General features: G+C 50.3%; 12 protein-coding genes. 3 read left to right on the forward strand and 9 right to left on the reverse strand.

What is annotated here, in order from left to right:
* Nucleotides 1-405 precede the first annotated feature (405 nt).
* The 3 genes from MAMMFC1_RS04400 to MAMMFC1_RS04410 all read right to left on the reverse strand — a co-directional run bounded on the left by MAMMFC1_RS04400 (nt 406) and on the right by MAMMFC1_RS04410 (nt 3,460).
* Nucleotides 406-774 carry a spore coat protein gene (locus MAMMFC1_RS04400; RefSeq protein ID WP_232035656.1) on the reverse strand — a complete coding sequence of 123 codons (369 nt, stop codon included), beginning with the start codon at nt 772-774 and terminating at the stop codon, nt 406-408.
* A complete protein-coding gene (locus MAMMFC1_RS04405) occupies nt 752-949 on the reverse strand; it encodes a ferritin-like domain-containing protein (protein WP_126306818.1) in 198 nt (65 codons plus the stop codon). The genes MAMMFC1_RS04400 and MAMMFC1_RS04405 overlap by 23 nt, the downstream gene beginning before the upstream one ends.
* Before the next feature lie 120 nt (nt 950-1,069).
* Nucleotides 1,070-3,460, reverse strand: coding sequence for an MASE3 domain-containing protein (locus MAMMFC1_RS04410; RefSeq protein ID WP_126306820.1), 2,391 nt, complete (start codon nt 3,458-3,460; stop codon nt 1,070-1,072).
* Between the two features lie 198 nt (nt 3,461-3,658).
* Between MAMMFC1_RS04410 and MAMMFC1_RS04415 the strand changes: the two genes are divergently transcribed.
* Both MAMMFC1_RS04415 and MAMMFC1_RS04420 read left to right on the forward strand, forming a co-directional pair.
* Entirely contained in the window at nt 3,659-4,705 is a 1,047-nt protein-coding gene (locus MAMMFC1_RS04415) for an HD-GYP domain-containing protein (protein ID WP_126306822.1), read from the forward strand.
* Nucleotides 4,706-4,801: 96 nt separating this feature from the next.
* Nucleotides 4,802-7,009 (forward strand): Tex family protein, encoded by a 2,208-nt coding sequence (locus MAMMFC1_RS04420; protein WP_126306824.1) that lies wholly within the window; start codon nt 4,802-4,804, stop codon nt 7,007-7,009.
* A 59-nt stretch (nt 7,010-7,068) separates the two neighbouring features.
* Here the strand turns inward: MAMMFC1_RS04420 and MAMMFC1_RS04425 are convergent, their stop codons facing one another.
* The 4 genes from MAMMFC1_RS04425 to MAMMFC1_RS04440 all read right to left on the reverse strand — a co-directional run bounded on the left by MAMMFC1_RS04425 (nt 7,069) and on the right by MAMMFC1_RS04440 (nt 11,974).
* On the reverse strand, nt 7,069-7,716 hold the full coding sequence (locus MAMMFC1_RS04425) for a cyclodeaminase/cyclohydrolase family protein (protein ID WP_126306826.1): 648 nt from the start codon (nt 7,714-7,716) through the stop codon (nt 7,069-7,071).
* A gap of 107 nt (nt 7,717-7,823) precedes the next feature.
* Nucleotides 7,824-9,365 carry a histidine ammonia-lyase gene (hutH, locus tag MAMMFC1_RS04430; protein ID WP_232035657.1) on the reverse strand — a complete coding sequence of 514 codons (1,542 nt, stop codon included), beginning with the start codon at nt 9,363-9,365 and terminating at the stop codon, nt 7,824-7,826.
* A 39-nt stretch (nt 9,366-9,404) separates the two neighbouring features.
* Nucleotides 9,405-11,081: a DAK2 domain-containing protein gene (locus MAMMFC1_RS04435; RefSeq protein ID WP_232035658.1), complete on the reverse strand. Its 1,677-nt coding sequence runs from the start codon at nt 11,079-11,081 to the stop codon at nt 9,405-9,407.
* Nucleotides 11,082-11,125: 44 nt separating this feature from the next.
* Nucleotides 11,126-11,974 (reverse strand): DegV family protein, encoded by an 849-nt coding sequence (locus tag MAMMFC1_RS04440; RefSeq protein ID WP_232035659.1) that lies wholly within the window; start codon nt 11,972-11,974, stop codon nt 11,126-11,128.
* 380 nt (nt 11,975-12,354) lie between these two features.
* Between MAMMFC1_RS04440 and MAMMFC1_RS04445 the strand changes: the two genes are divergently transcribed.
* On the forward strand, nt 12,355-14,496 hold the full coding sequence (locus MAMMFC1_RS04445; RefSeq protein ID WP_126306830.1) for a cell division FtsA domain-containing protein: 2,142 nt from the start codon (nt 12,355-12,357) through the stop codon (nt 14,494-14,496).
* A gap of 89 nt (nt 14,497-14,585) precedes the next feature.
* Here MAMMFC1_RS04445 and MAMMFC1_RS04450 read toward each other — a convergent pair whose 3' ends face one another.
* Both MAMMFC1_RS04450 and hemL read right to left on the reverse strand, forming a co-directional pair.
* Nucleotides 14,586-15,656, reverse strand: coding sequence for a GGDEF domain-containing protein (locus MAMMFC1_RS04450; RefSeq protein ID WP_126306832.1), 1,071 nt, complete (start codon nt 15,654-15,656; stop codon nt 14,586-14,588).
* Between the two features lie 182 nt (nt 15,657-15,838).
* Entirely contained in the window at nt 15,839-17,158 is a 1,320-nt protein-coding gene (hemL, locus tag MAMMFC1_RS04455; protein ID WP_126306834.1) for a glutamate-1-semialdehyde 2,1-aminomutase, read from the reverse strand.
* Between the last annotated feature and the right edge of the window lie 64 nt (nt 17,159-17,222).

Raw genomic sequence — 17,222 nt, forward strand, 5'->3', positions numbered from 1 at the left:
AGCGTAAATGAATTCGCGGGAATTTTTTCGCAAGGCGAGGCGGAGGAAGCGCACATATCGGACATATGTAAGCTGACGACAACGAAGCATGGTGGAAAACGGCCCGCGAAGTAATTATGATTTCAGTGTAGACAGACCACTAGTGTCTTGACCATGTTATATTTTAGTTTTAGGGCGAGACAAAATGGCAAAGGGCAAGGAAGACCCGACGACGCATACTGGAAGGGGTCTGCTAGGAGGGGCTGACGCCGCCATTTGCCATTTTGTCCGTCATCAAACTAAAAAGATAATGTGGTCAAGACACGAGTAGATATAACAAATGGAAATATAGGACGAGTTTGAGAAATGGATAATTGCGGATAAAAATTATTAAGTCCCGTATATATACGGGACTTAACCATCATATTATTGGTTTTGGTTGCTGAACTTGGCTTTGGCCTGGGAGATATCCTGCGGGTTGGCATTTTTTACATTGTAGTAACCTTTTTGCTGCATTAGGTTAAAAATTTGTGTTTGCTGACTGTGCACATCGCCCAGGACAGTTAAGTAATCGCGACGCAGACTGTCGTTGCTGGCTTCCAATGCGTAGGTATTAAGGGAATTGGCCTTATGCTTGCATTCATTAAGCGCTAATTGAAGTAAATCCCGATCACTAAGACTCACGCCTTGACCGGTCGTTTGCATTCCGCCTTGGGTATTTTGTCTGGCTTGCTGACCCGTTTGTACCACGATTTTCACCTCGCTGCTTTTTTTATTGTAATGATTGACCGGCATTCAAATGCTTGCTCATAGTTTGCATGTGTTGCTGACCTTTTTGTGACAACTGCTGGAAAAGCTGTTTACATTGGCTATCCTGCACACTATTGGCAAAAAAGCTCATAGTTTTAACGCAAGTTTGCTCCATGCCCAGGAAGTCTTCCAGGTGCAACAACTCTTTTGAACTTAACACGAAGATCCCTCCTTTCTGTTTCCAGACATAGCATGTTCCATACTTGCCTTCGCTATGCACTTTTAGCAATAATTTATTCATCTTAAATTATTTTAGTTATAGTTATCTTAGTTATCTTGGTTACCCTCTGCAATTGCCGATAATTGCCCGGTTGCGGCCACTTTGCTTAGCCTGGTAGAGCGCCCGGTCAGCCGCTTCCACCAAGTCGGTGCCGTCATCTTTCCCGGAGGAACAAGAACCAATTGTTGCTACTCCTAAACTAATTGTTATAAAAATCTTTTCCGAATCATATGGAAAGCACGTCTTGGCTACATGATTGCGGAATTCTTCCGCGAGCGCAGCCGCTTCTTCGCCACCGGTTTCCGATAAGATTACCGCAAACTCTTCTCCCCCATAGCGAGCCGGAATATCAGTAATTTTGAACTTTTCTTTGAGAAGTATCCCCATTTGCTGCAGAACGGCGTCACCGGCAAGATGACCCCAGGTATCGTTAACCTTTTTGAAAAAGTCGATATCCAGCAAGATAAGACTAATTGGACTGCAGTTATTTTTAGCCCGGCTTATTTCTTCATTGAGACGGGCTTCAAAATGGCGACGGTTGGATAATTTGGTGAGCGGATCGGTCAAAGCCATGGCCTGAACATTTTCGTACAAGTACGCCCGCTCCAATCCAATCGCTGTCTGACCCGCAATTGTTCCCACCATCATTTCCATGCCCTGAGGGATTTCCATCACGGGATCATTCCAGCCGAATACAATCAGCCCCACCAGGTTACCGCCTGCCAAAAGCGGCAGGATATTCATCCTTCTGGCCAATAAGACCGACATGGTAATAAGGCCGTGGTTGTGTTCATCATAGCCGTCGATGGCGCTTATTCCCCCCCAGGGCCAGGCATTTTTCCCATCGGAGAAAATACGTTGCAGATGATTAATCTCCCGTACATCAAAGCCTTTGGTGAAAACAGGCTCGGTATGCAGTCCGTCATCACGCCGGTGCATGATAAAAGCGACGGCGCCGTCTGCCTTAAAAAGGTCGGACAGCTTTTCGGAGACTTTGGTCAAAAGGCCGGCCGGCGACAGCTGGTTAGCGATATCTTTGACAATATCATATAGCAGCTTTAGCTCGGCAAAGCTTTCAACCGTAGTTTCATAGGCCCTTACATTTTTGATGGCCTCACCGGCATGGTGGGAGAATACACTCAAAAACTGGGCGTCGTGCTGAGTAAAATCCCTCTCCTTGCGGGAAAATACTTCTAAAACCCCAATTACATCCCCATTATGGCGAATAGGGGCGCCGACCATCGACTTCAGGCCGGCCTGTTCCAGATCATCGATAATTATTTCCGGATAAAAGGTAATATTGCTAACAATTGTTGGCTTTTTTTCACAAAAAACTTTGCCCATAAAGCTCTGGGTAAGGTTTAATTTTGCCGGCGGTTTAAAACTACTCACATACGCCTTCAATTTCAAAACCGGCGGATTGCCTTCACTCAGCCCAAGATAAACGTGGTCGCAGCGGAACACAGTGGAGGTTGCCGCCACTACTTTTTGCAGCATTTCATCCAAATCGTTTTTGGCCGCCAATACGGATCCCAGCTGAATAAACGCCTGTTGCAGATGACGCTCGCTTTCTTTCGCTTCCTTGTACAGCTCAATATTTTGTATGGCCAGATTGCGAAGGGCTCTGGCCAAACGGGAAATCCTCATATAGGGCCGCAATATGGATGTCTCCAACAGTGACCTCAAAACAAAGTAATAGGCGGCAGTTTTATAAAGGTGTCCCATAACGTTATAGATATCATAAGCATTGGAATATAGAGTAAACGCCGCCCCGCTCATCAGACTAAAAACCAAACTGATTCGTAAGAAATACACATGCTGCTGCGACGGGTTGCGACGCCCATAAGCGTAAATGGATACCAAATTCATGAACATGGCCAGGTATTCAAGGGTTATTTTTGCCGCTGTTTGACCTTCACCAGGCGCATACACCGGCGTTAGATACGGCTCAAAAAGCAAGACCGCTCCGATCAGGGTGACAACCACCACCATAACAATACTGGTAAAATACAGACGGTGAAAAAACTGGGGTTTGGTTCGGCTGGGAATGAAGATTGCAAACAACAGTCCCCCACTGGCTAAGAGTCGCCCGATTATCCAAAAGAGCGAAGCTTTGTTTTCGCTGTTTAATGTGAGAAAGTCCGGCATTCCTTCGTAAGATAGCACGTGAGCCATATCAATAATTCCCACGGCAAGGAACGTAAGAGCGATAAATAAATCCCGGCCATTTTGATTTTTAGGCCATCCGTACCAAACGACCAGGAAAACGCATAGTCCAATGGTAATGCCGGCTGATTCAACCAAACTGTGAATTACAAGAAATATATCTTGCGGAAAGACGACATAAAGAAGATCTGGCAGCGAGGAGATCAACCCAAGGATACCGATAAGCAATAGGGCTAGAATTGCGAGATTTATATTGGCTTTTAGCGAGTTTATTAACGGCGACATCCTGACTCCTCCCAAGCTTTTTTTTCGGACCCCACAAAAATTACGTCTACTACTAACATAATATGCCGACGTCGCAGCGGGTGTGAAAAGCCGGGACAAAAGTCCCTTTTTGCCGGGACCTAAGCATAGTTTCAATTTTAGACAAAATGTGTCATAATGTAGTTACCTCTGTCAGAAACGGTTCCTGGAGGCGATGCAATGCGTATCAGAGAAGTTAAGGCTGGAATGGTCCTGTCGCAGGATGTAATTGATGAATCAGGAAAGTTTCTATTAAATAAAGGTATTACATTAACGGAGAGTTATATCAGCCGGCTGCGGAGTTTAGGCTTCCATGAGATTCCCGTGTTGGATCCTTATGCCGCAAGCCTGAAGCAAAATACGGTAATTACCAGGGATTTGCGCCGGAAACTTTCTGATTGTTTTCGCGATCTATATGCGCTAAAAACCACTAAAATGCGGGAAACAAAGCTTCCTGCCAATTATATAAATAAACTCCGCCCCTTTCTTAATAAAGTAATTGAGGAAACGGGAAGCAAACTGGGTTATATCAACGATCTGCAAATCCGCGAACCCGGCAAAGGGGAAGTAACTCACGCAGTCAATGTCTGCCTGCTGTCAGTCACCGCGGGGTTATATCTCAAATATCCCCGGCCGGTTCTTTTCGATCTTGCTTTGGGGGCGATGCTGCATGATGTGGGCAAACTACTGACTGCCAACGAGCATAAAGCCAGACTGGATGAGAATAAAATTCATACCGTTCTTGGCGCCCAACTGCTTAGCAGCAACAAAACTGCCGAAGTGGCGGCACGAATTGCCGCCGAGCATCATGAACGTTACGACGGCCTGGGGTTACCTTACGGACTTACCGGCAAGAGCCTGCATCCGCTGTCCCGCCTCGTCGCCATTGCCGATTATTTCGACAACGCCATGAAAAAAACGACATCTTCCGATATTTCCCGTCAGGAAGTGGTGGAAGACATGCTGTCCGGCGGCCATACCAGGTTTGACCTGAATCTGTTAAGAGCGTTTTTCCACATAACGCCGGTCTATCCTGTCGGCAGCCTGGTGCGTCTAAATACCCGCCAACTGGCATATGTGGTAAAAAACAAGATTCATTATTCGACAAGGCCTACCATTCGCCTGGTTGAACGTAATCCGGCCACATCCCGGATCGAAGTGTCCAAGAAAGATTTAGACTTGATTTTTAAACCAAACGTAACTATCGCGGATATACTATCAGAATGAAGCAAGAAGCGCCTCAACGCAGTGTGAGGCGCTTCTTGCTTCATTCCTGCTATTTGTATTAATATTATTATATATTATTTAAAAGTTGGTGAATGGATGTTTCTTAGTGATATTCCAAATCTTATCGCCCGTGAGCTCAATATAAAACCGCAGCAGGTAACGGCGGCAGCCAGTCTGTTGGATGACGGCAATACCGTGCCGTTTATAGCCCGTTACCGGAAAGAAGCCACCGGTGAACTTGATGAAGAAAAAATCCGGATAATTGAGGAACGAACCCAATATCTCCGGAATCTGGTTAAACGACAAGAGGAAATTCTCGCGAGCATAGAAGCGCAAGGCAAACTTTCCCCCGAACTCTCCCAGGCTATTCAGGCGGCAGCCAAACTGCAGGAACTGGAAGACTTATATCTGCCGTACCGGCCCAAAAAACGAACCCGCACTCAAATTGCACGGGAAAAAGGGCTGGAACCCTTGGCGGAACTTATCCTGGCCCAAGAAGCTACGGAAGGTGACTTACCTGCCATTGCAGCCGGATATCTGAACCCGGAGCAGGACATTGAATCTGCCGCGGCGGCGATTGCCGGCGCCATGGATATTATTGCCGAAACAGTCAGTGAACGGGCCGACATCCGTTCCTTGCTGCGGCAGCAATTGTGGCAAACCGGCGAGATAACCGCCGAACTGGCCGGCGGCGGGGAAAAAAGCGATAACAAAGAAAATAAAGAGAATAAAGAAATAAAAGAATTTTATATGTACAAAGAATATCGCGAACCGGTAAAACGCATGCCTCCCCATCGTATCCTGGCCGTTAACCGCGGCGAAAACAAAGGTATCCTGAAAGTCAGCCTGGTTGCCGCCCATGATACCAATATTGATTTAATCGCCCGCACGGTTCTCAAGGCGCCTTCCATTTTCACGTCAACCATCCTTGACGCCATCGCCGATAGCTATAAACGGCTGCTATTCCCCGCCCTGGAACGGGAAATCCGCTCCCTCCTTACCGAAAACGCGGCCAAACAGGCCATCCGCGTATTTGGTTTAAACCTGCGGCAACTCCTGCTGCAAGCGCCGTTAGCCGGCTATACGGTAATGGGTCTTGACCCGGGCTATCGCACAGGCTGCAAAATGGCTGTGGTTGACCCCACCGGCGCAATGCTTGCTACCAATATCCTATACATCACCATGAGCGAAGCCCAGCAGCAACAGGCAGCTGCCAAAGCCCTGGAAGCAATAAAAAAATACGGCGTAAATTTAATTGCCATCGGCAATGGCACTGCGTCCTACGAAACGGAAGAATTCGTCGCCAAACTGATTAACGAAAACAATCTTGACCTGCGGTACCTGATTGTCAACGAAGCCGGCGCATCGGTGTACTCCGCCTCCAGGCTGGCCAAAGACGAACTGCCCGACCTGGACGTTTCCCTCCGCGGCGCCATATCCATCGCCCGCCGGGTGCAGGATCCGCTGGCCGAATTGGTCAAAATCGATCCCAAGTCCATCGGGGTCGGCCAGTATCAGCATGATGTAAATCAGAAAGAACTGGGCGGCACTCTGGCCAACGTAGTGGAATCCTGCGTTAACCATGTGGGGGTGGAACTAAACACCGCCTCGCCGGCCCTCCTGACCTATGTCGCCGGCATTAACGCCTCAATTGCGAAAAATATTGTGGCTTACCGCAATGAAAACGGGCGGTTCATAAATCGCAGGCAACTTTTAAAAGTTCCCCGCCTAGGACCCGCCGCCTTTACCCAGTGCGCCGGTTTTCTGCGCATCGCCGTTGCGGAAAACCCGCTGGATAACACGCCGGTGCACCCGGAATCTTATTCCCTGGCTGAAGCCATTTTAAATCATCTGGGCTTTACCACCGGGGATTTGCAGGACAAAGACCGCCTGGCAACGGTTCAGGCCAAAGCTCCGGCTGCCGATGCCGCGGCTCTGGCGGCCGGACTCGACGCCGGCGAACCAACGGTGCGGGATATTTTAGCCGCCCTGGCCAAACCGGGGCGCGACCCCCGCGAAGACGTTCCGCCGCCGCAAACCCGGAAAAACATTGTGAAGCTGTCCGACATTATCCCCGGCACCATTGTCAAAGGCACAGTTCATAATGTAACCGACTTCGGCGCCTTCGTGGACATCGGCATCAAAATCAACGGCCTGATTCACCGTTCAGAACTTAGTCACAAACCCTTCCGTCATCCCATTGACGTAATCTCGGTAGGTGACGTAATCGATTGCCTGGTCATCAGCGTGGATGAAGAACGCCAAAGAATCGGATTAAGCCTCAAGCAAGTTAAGCAGGCATAAGGGGCAGGCATTTGTCAAAATGCGAGAATCCCCCGCCGCCTGTATAGGCGCCGGAGGATTCACTCTTCCCCCATGACAGTAAACGTTTGACGGCTATAAACTTGCTTTTCCATTGTGTTTTTTAGTTCATCCGCCGCGCGGCGGATGTCATGGATCTGTGTTTTTAAGGAGCCGACCAGCGCCTCGTCCTCAAGTTCATTCAGATTAATCGCGGTGCTGAGAAGTGCGCTCATTACCCCGGCGTGGCCCATTAGCACCCCGGCCATTAGATCGCTGATTACCATCTCGTCCATCTGATCCATTACCGCTTTGCTGATTTTTATGGCTTCAAGACAGGCGTGCGCGGTGTTGAGCGGCACTTCGGCAGCCTGCCGCAGGAATCTTTGTATAGCAGCATCTTGGCTCTGCCTGGCAGCCGGAGTATCGGCAGCCAGATCTACGGCAGCGAGAAGCGCTGTCAAGGCTGAAGCATCGCGGTCAATCAGAACAGAAAGTTCCCTGTGCAATCGAGCCAGAGCAGCCTGCTTGGCGGCAAGAAATTCCCGGTTTTTTACCAGTTTAGCCGTTTGCAGCGAATAATTGACCGCCATTTCGGCCAGACCAACCGCCAAAACCCCGGTTAAGGCAGCCGTGCTGCCCCCGCCGGGAGGCGCTTCTTCCGACGCCAGTTTCGCGGCATATTCACCGATAGTTAATGAACTTAGCATTTGGAACCCTCCGTAACTATATTTAGAAGTCAGAATGCGAGAATGGTCGTTTCGAAGTATTCTGACTTCTGACTCCTGACTTCTGAATACCGCTTATGAAACACAGCTTAATAGGCGCTGATCTCGCCTACAGCCTCCTCCACGGCCCTGATCAAACGGCCGCTGCTGATTAATTGATAAATGGCCTCAATATCCGGAGCAGGAACACGATCTTCATCCCAATGAGGAACACGGTCGCGAATGGCCTTATGAGCCGCCGCCGTGCCGGTTCCAGGAACGAAAGGAAGCAAAAAGTCGATTCCCTGACATGCCGCCAATAATTCAATTGCCAAAACATAACGAACGTTTTCCAATATTTCCCGCGCTTGGCGGGCAGCAATAGTGCCCATACTTACATGGTCCTCCTGATTGGCCGACGTGGGAATGGAATCAACACAGGCGGGATGAGCCAGGACTTTGTTCTCCGACACCAGCGAAGCCGCGGTGTACTGAGTAATCATCAGACCGGAATCAATGCCGGGATAGGCAGTTAAAAAGGGTGGCAATTCGCTCAGATGAGAATCCAGCATACGGCTGATGCGCCGTTCGGCAATACTTCCCGCTTCCGCCAGCGCCAGCTTAAGATAATCCATGGCCAGCGCCACCGGCTGACCATGAAAGTTACCGCCGGAAATCACTTCGCCGGTATCCGGCATGATAAGGGGGTTGTCGGTTGCCGCGTTCACTTCTATCGTAAGCGCCTCCATCACCCGGCGCAGCGCATCTTTGGATGCCCCGTGAACCTGGGAGACACAGCGCAGGGAATAGGCGTCCTGTACCTTGTGGCAATCCGTATGCGAGGCAATGATGGCGCTATCCGCGGTAAGTTTTAAAATATTGGCTGCTGTTTTGGCTTGTCCCGGATGAGGCCTTACCCGGGCAATGCGCGGATCAAAGGCCGCCCGGGTTCCTTTCAGCGCTTCCAGGGACAAAGCGGCGGCAATGTCGGCCACTTGCATGAGTTCACAGGCATCAAACCAGGTCAGAACCCCCACTGCGGTCATAATCTGTGTACCGTTAATAAGAGCCAGGCCTTCCTTGCCGCCGGGACTTAGCGGCTCAATCCCGGCCCGGTCCAGAGCCGCTTGTCCACTAACCAGTTCGCCGTTTACAATTGCCTGGCCTTCCCCCATCATTACCAAAGCAATATGGGACAAAGGAGCCAAGTCGCCGCTGGCGCCTACCGATCCTTTACAGGGAACAGCGGGATATACTCCCTTGTTCAGCATCTCCAGCAATTTGTCCACTGTTTGCGGCCGAATTCCGGAATAGCCTTTCGTCAATGAATTGGCCCTGAGCAGCATGGCGGCTCGCACCGCATCTTCCGGCAAAAACTCACCGACTCCCGCAGCGTGGCTCAGGATAAGGTTGCGTTGCAGCTTTTCCCGCTCATGCCGGGAAATAAATATTGTGCTGAATTCCCCGAAACCGGTGGATATTCCATACACCGGCGTCTCCGCTGCCAGCACCTTTTCCACAATGGCCCGGCTGGCGGCAATGCGCTGCCGTCCCAACTCGCTTATCGTCACAGCAGCATGATCCCGCGCCACAGCTATAACATCTTTAATCGATAACGAATCTCCATCCAAAACTATTGGATTATCCGGCAAATGTCTACCTCCAATTGTCAAGTATTCAGAGTAATCCACTCACTCCACGCTTACAATAAACTGGTAATGGGGCTGACCGCCATAGTATACTTCCACTGCGGCCGGGCCGACCTGTTCCGTCAGATATTCAGCTACCGGCTCCACGTCGCGGGGAGTCAATTCAGCCCCGTAATATAAAGTCACTACCTCGGTGTTTGTATCTGTCAGTTTTTCCACAAGGCCGCACAGTACATCAATGAGCTGATGGGACCAAATTACTACGTTGCTGTCAATGACACCGATATAGGCGCCGGCAGGAGCCAGTTCTCCCGCCACCATACTGTCTCTGACAGCCACTGTCAGGCTGCCGGCTTTTACCCTTGCCTGCGCCTCCGTCATCCGGGCGACGTTGGCGCTTAGACTGTGGTCCGGGTTGAAAGCCAGTATAGCCGCCAATCCCTGCGGCACATTGACGGTAGGAACAATCTCAACTTGCTCGCCCAGCAGTTTTTTGACCTGGGCCACAGCCAGCACAATATTCTTGTTATTAGGCAAAATAATATACTTTTCACTATTGCCGTTATGAACCGCGGTAATAAAATCCTCCACCGGCGGATTCATGGTCTGCCCGCCGTCAATAATAATGGCAGCCCCGGCCTGGCGCATAATTTCGGCCAGACCGTCACCGGCAACGGCGGTAATGACGCCAATACCGCTCCGTTTGGTCATTGCACTTTCCCCGGCTGCCGGCCGGTCAGGCACTTTTGTTGCAACGGTTCCTGCGGGCAAGGTAGATTGCCAATCCCGGTGCTGGTCCGCCATGTTATCAATTTTAATATTATGCAAAGTTCCCCAGGTAATTGCCGCTTCCAATACCGCTCCCGGGTGAGCGGTATGAATATGAACCTTCACAAACCGGTCGCCTTCGGCCAATACCAGCGAATCTCCCATAGGCGCCAATTGGCGTTTTACTTCAGCAAAACCCACCTGACAGGGTTTAACGATAAATTCAGTACAATAAGGATGCGAGATGTTTACCGTTTCCACCGGGCCTGCTACTGTCAGCGTCCGGCCAAAATCAGCTTCCGGGCCGTCAAACCGTCCTTCCAGTCCATCAAGACAGCCTGCAAGAAAAACAATCAGCCCTTGGCCGCCCGCATCTACCACCCCCGCCGCCTTCAAGAGCGGCAACAACTCCGGCGTACGCTCAAGTTCCCCCCGCCCGGCGCTGATAGCTTCCTTAAGAATATCGGCAAAAGGCGCTTTATCCCTGACCGCCCGCCGGGTTCCCTTGGCAATCCCCTTGGCAACGGTAAGTATTGTTCCTTCCACCGGTCTGGCTACCGCCCGGTAAGCATAAAGTACCCCGTATTGGAAAGCCTTGCCCAGTTCGGTGGAAGTAGCCTGCTCTTTGCCGGCCAATCCCCGGGCGATACCGCGGAGCAATTGGGATAAGATAACCCCCGAATTTCCCCGGGCGCCCATAATGGCGCTGTCGGCCGCCCGCTTGCTTAGCGAACCGATCCCCTCATCCGGCGCTTCCGCTATCGCCTTGGCTACCGCACCTAAAGTGAGCATCATGTTGGTGCCTGTATCACCGTCAGGTACCGGAAAGACATTAAGGCTGTTAATATAATCATGTTCACGCAAAAACGCGCTGTAAGCAGCGGAAATCATGCGACGAAAATCTTTCCCGCTTATTACTTCGGTATTGGTTATCACTGAGGCTGATTGCATCGACTGACCTCCTGGAGGCTGGTTATAAATGCCTCCCAATTCATCTATTCTACTTCGAAAATAAGTCCGGTTACGCCGGGACCCACATGGGAGCTAATGACAGCTCCGATATCGCCGGTAACAATATCGATACGGGGATATCGCTCCTGGACTTTTTGATAGATTGCCTGTGCCGCTTCCGGGACTTCACCATGGGCGACGCCAATATACTTCAGTTTATCATATTTATAAAGTTCCGCCAGCATGCGAGCCTGCGCCCGCGCTGTGGTCCGGACTTTGTCAAGCACTTGTATTTTTCCGTCCACCAAATATAATATCGGCTTTATTTGCAAAATGGAGCCAAATAGGGCTGCCGCACCGCCGATTCGCCCGCCTTTATGCAAGTACTCCAGGGTACTGGGAACAAAAAAGGTGTGTGTCTTGCGGCTGCTCGCCGTGAGCCGGTCCGCGATATCCCCGGCGGCTTCCCCTGCCTGGGCCATTGTCAGCGCCGTCTCCGCCAGCTTAATCATCCCTAGGCTGGTGGTGCCGGAATCCACCACAAAGATGTTCCGGCTGTTCTTCATCCCCCTGGCTACCGCCCGGGCGCTGTCAACAGTGCCACTGACGCCGCCTGACAAACCAATCATAATGACAAAATCGCCTGCTTCCGCCGGCGCAAAAGCTTTGGCAAAATCACCGGGGGAAGGCTGCGAAGTCTGAGGGTGTACCCCTTTCTCCCGCACCAGCCGGAAAAGATCGGCATTAGTCAATTCCGTCTCATTCCACTCTTCACCGCCAATAATTATTTTAAGAGGAACGACAGACAGGTTATCAAATTTTTCCAGCATTGTCGGCGGCACTTTGGCCGTACTGTCAACAACTATATGTATTTTTGCATTCGTCTCTGACACGTAAAGACCCCTCTTCCCCAAAGCCATAACTATAGTTTAGCAAAAATTATACGCCAAATATACAAAAATTTGTCATGAATAATTGATAATTATAAATTATATATGTCGTATTAAAGAATTCACATCCGAGGTATTAGGATAAGCTGAGGTTAAGCGACAGCGTCGAAGCGTTCCTAAATACCCGGATATCATTTCAATTCTTTAATGCGTTCCCTATAGCTAAAATTATATATTTTTTACATACTATATACGCTGATTATGAAAATTATTCGCGAAAAATGGGTAATTGTGGGCAATAACTACACAGATTAAAAGGAAACGGGAGATATACGGCGAAATTATACCTTTGCAAAGCCCAAAGTGATGATGAGGAGTATACTATGGAAAACAGATTACTCTTTGCGTTGGATATTGGCACCCGAAGCGTTGTCGGATTGATCGGCGAACAGGCAGGAAACTCTATTAAACTGTTGGCCTTCGACCGGGAGGAACACCACACTCGCGCCATGCTGGACGGACAAATCCATGATGTGCGGGAAGTAGCGGAAGTTTTAGGCAATGTGAAGTCCCGCCTGGAAGACCGTGTCGGACCTTTAAAAAAAGTGGCGGTGGCCGCCGCCGGGCGGGCCCTGTGCACCCTTCAAGTCACCTCCGAAATGGATACCTCCACCCGAGGCACATTGACGCCGGAAGACGAACGGTCCCTTGAACTTGCCGCAATTCAACTTGCCCAGCAGCAACTAGCCACCTCTAATGCCGTAATCGATCCGGCGAGCTACTACTGTGTTGGCTATAGCGTAGTCAGTTTCACGCTGGATGACATCCGGTTAAAAAGCCTGGTGGGCCAGCGGGGAAAGCTGGCGACAATTGAAGCTATTGCCACCTTTTTGCCCCGTCAGGTTATTAATTCACTCCAGTCAGCCATTGAAGCGGTAGACCTGGAGATGGACACGATGACCCTTGAACCAATTGCCGCTATCAATGTGCTTATTCCCGCCACCATGCGGCATCTGAATCTGGCTTTGGTAGATGTAGGCGCGGGAACTTCCGACGTAGCCATAACCAGGAACGGCTCGGTAGTTGGTTACGGTATGGTGCCGTTTGCCGGTGACGAGATCACGGAAGCTATTTCCCAAAAATATCTTTTAGATTTTAACGTATCGGAAACTCTTAAGCGGCAACTTAGCGGCAAAAACAAAAAGGTAAGCTTTACCGACGTACTCGGTGTCAGTCATAAGCTTCCGGCCAAGGATATTGTCGACTCCATAACGCAAAGAATTGGTGAGTTGGCCCAAGCCATCGCAACGGAAATTTTGACATTAAATTCTACCTCGCCGCAGGCTGTTTTATTAGTCGGCGGCGGCGCGCTCACACCTCTGTTACCGGAAGCCCTGTCCCAGGCCCTGGATGTTCCTGCAGCCAAAGTGGCCATCCGTCGTCCCGATTCCATCAACGACATCATTGATATTCCAGCGGAATTATGTACGCCGGATGCGGTTACTCCCCTTGGAATACTGAAACTGGCCGGCGGAGATACCCTAAACTTTGTCAATGTTACAGTAAATGACCGGACGCTCCGTCTATTTAACCTAAGTCTGCTGACGGTATCCGACGCTCTCCTGTCAGCCGGCATCGATATCAAAGCCCTGCGCGGCCGCCCCGGTATGGGCATCACGGTAACAGTAAACGGGCAAACCCAGTTTATTCCCGGCAGCTACGGTAAACCGGGCCAGGTTCTGTTAAACGGTGAAGAGGCCAAACTCGCCGACCCCCTGCACGATACCGACGTTATCTTAGTCACCCCCGGTACAAACGGCGCATCACCGGCGCCGGTTCTTAACAAAATTGCCCCTATCCCGGAACCTCTGGTTATTACGCTAAACGGCAAATCCTATTCCTTGCCGCCTGCCATTACTGTCAATGGAAAATCCGCGGCTGCCGACACTATCCTTGCAGACAGGGATCAGGTTATAATCAACCAATCTTCCACCCTGGCAGAAGTGTTAAGCCATCTGGGTCTCAGTACCGAACCAGCCCAATTTTCCTATAGCGTGAACAGAACCGAAAGAAACTTCAGCGTCCGGCCAAAATACGCCATTAACGGACATACCGTCAATCTCAGCAGCAAAGTAGCCAACAATGATTCCCTAGACTACATTCCCCTGCCGACGCCAACAATCGGCGAAGTGCTGGAACTGGCGGCAGCAGAGACCGATGAGTCTATCACCGTTGCCGTGAATGGCGCCGGCTGCCAGGTGCCTGTTCGCCGCCATAGCGTACAGGTAAACGGCAAGCCCGCTTCCCTCACCCATCCCGCCCCCAACGGCTGCGTGATTGATTACAATTCTATATCCAATTTCCATCCCATTGTCAGTGATGCACTGCTGGCAGCTGATTTTAATCCCCGCACATTGTCCCCAAGCAGCCGGGTTGCGATATTGCTAAATGGCCATCCTACCGAATACACGGCGGTTATCAAAAACGGCGACTCGATCACCATACAGGTCAGCAACCCTAAATAAGCGGCGGCTCAAAGGGCGCGAAGAAGAAGCAGGCAGCTAAAATTGGGCAAAAAAAAGCCCTCTATGTAAAAGAGGTAATTTGAATCGGCCTACGCTTGATTTAGTGTGCGCTCTGATAGATCATCCCAGGCCTGATAGCACTGAACGTTGTTACGCCCTTGCCGTTTGGCCCGGTAGAGAGCGATATCCGCCTGACGGAATGCTTCCTGGCCGGTAATGCCGGATTTTTTCAGAGACAGGCCGACACTGATTGTTAACGGTACTTTAGTACATTTATCATAATAGAACTCCCAGGATTCCACCCGTTCCCGGAGACGTTCAGCGATCTTAAGCCCAAGAACCAAATTGGCATTCGGCAATATTACGGCAAACTCCTCACCGCCGTAGCGGAACGCCATGTCTTCATCCCTAATGCCCCTATGAATAATATCACCTATTGTTTTCAGCACATCGTTGCCAAAGGAGTGACCATAGCAGTCGTTTAACTTCTTAAAATGATCGATATCAAGCATGATAAGGATGTATTCTTCAAGCGCCGGCGTCCTCTCCTGATAAGCTCTATAGTTATACAGCCCTGTCAATTCGTCTGTCAGCGCCAGGCGGTAATGCCGGTCGCTCTGATGGACAAGTTCGGCGATCCGCCCTTCATTCTTTGTTTGTTTGTCCATTACCCGCCAGGCAAAAATTGCCGTAAAAGACAGCGTGGCGAACCCGATAATATTATACAAGATAGGAAAGACTGCAGCTATTGAGAGGGCCGGACGCCCGATAACAGACGCTGCCAGAAAAACCGCCGCCACGACAATAGTAACCTTCCATGCTCCCTGCCTGCCCACCCTGAGCACCATACGGGCCAGCACCAGATGATAAAGAATGTTAACAAAAACGGCGTCCAATAAGGTCATTCCCGCCACCAAAGACAAATCAATCCATAGTTCTTTGACTTGGGGAAGAATCCTGCGCCAGGACAGCCAGGAGTTATAGGCAATATAGGCAGCCGCCAAAAAGGCTGTCGTAAACCAGCCGGCTTCATGAATTGCCACTGCGTATATCGCCGGGAAAAAAGCAAATATGACACTAATAATCCGGAGCAGCATTTGTGCATACGCCGGGCCGCAATCCCACGGCAGGGAAGAGCGAATTTCTTTATTAGCCTGCATCCGTTTATCTCCTTTAGATGGGCTGCAACTGGAATTTATATGATTATATTATCTATAATAATAAAAATTCCTGCAAAAAATGTCGAATTTTTTCATATTTTGTCTGTTAATAATAAATAAGCTCCGGTGGAAGCCGGAGCCGAATGCGCGTGTTTTTTTTTAAACCCATTATATCAATTATATCAATGTTTGTTTTTCCGGTAAAACTCCGCAACTTTGGCAAATGCCTTACCGCTGGCGGCAATAGTGGCGTCAATATCCGCCCCGGTATGGGCGTCAGACATAAACGCGGCTTCAAATTGGGAAGGCCCCAGGTAGACCCCCTGTTCCAGCATGGCGTGGAAGAATATATTGAAGGCCGCCACGTCGGAACGCTTGGCGCTAATATAGTCATACACCGGCTGGTCGGTAAAGAAAGTACAGAACATAGACCCGACCTGGTGAAACTGGAAGCTGAAGCCGAAGGCTTGGGCTTGAGCCTGAATTCCGGCACACAAGGCTGCTGTTTTGGCCCCTATTTTTTCGTAGAAATCAGGAACCTCAGAAATCAGCCGCAAGGTGGCAATGCCGGCGGTCATCGCCAGCGGATTGCCGCTCAGGGTCCCGGCCTGATACACCGGTCCGGCCGGAGCAACAAGCTCCATTATATCCTTGGCCCCGCCATAAGCTCCCACCGGCAGACCACCGCCAATAACTTTCCCCAAACAGGTTAAGTCCGGTGTAATGCCATAGAGTTCCTGCGCCCCGCCGTAAGCTACCCGGAAACCGGACATTACTTCATCAAAAATTAAGAGTGTGCCGTAACTTTCGGTTAAGGAACTGACTTTGGCCAGATATTCCGGTTGCGGCAGAATAAGACCCATATTGCCCGGTACGGGTTCAATAATTACCGCCGCGATATCTTCCCCATATCTTTCGAAAACAGCCGCCAGGGCGTTTATATCGTTGTACTCTACGGTAATGGTATGGCCGGCAATACTATCCGGCACTCCCGGACTATCAGGAACTCCCAGGGTGGTAGCACCGGAACCGGCTTTCACCAGCAGACTGTCATGGTGGCCGTGGTAACAGCCGGCAAATTTGACGATCTTATTCCGTTTGGTATAAGCCCGGGCCAATCTCAACGCACTCATAGTAGCCTCTGTTCCCGAGTTGACCATCCGCACCAATTCCATAGACGGGAAGGCCTCCGTAACTAAACGGGCCAATTCGGTTTCGAGCAGTGTGGGAGCGCCATAGCTGGTTCCCTTGTTAATAGCCTCCGCCAGTTCTCCGGTTACTTCCGGATGGGCGTGGCCTAAAATCATCGGCCCCCAAGAACCTACATAGTCTATGTACTCGTTACCGTCAATATCATAGAGCCTGCTGCCGAGCGCTTTGGCAATAAAAGGAGGTGTGCCGCCCACTCCCCGGAATGACCGCACTGGGCTGTTGACCCCCCCGGGTATATACCGTTTGGCTTCGGCAAATGCCATTGCCGACTTATCCAACTTAAACGCCATTTATAATTCCTTCTTCCTTATTTCAATCTAAGACCAAGTCTCCTACCAGATAACCGTTGCATAC

The organism is Methylomusa anaerophila, assembly GCF_003966895.1.
In the GTDB taxonomy this organism is placed as follows: Bacteria; Bacillota; Negativicutes; order Sporomusales; family Sporomusaceae; genus Methylomusa; species Methylomusa anaerophila.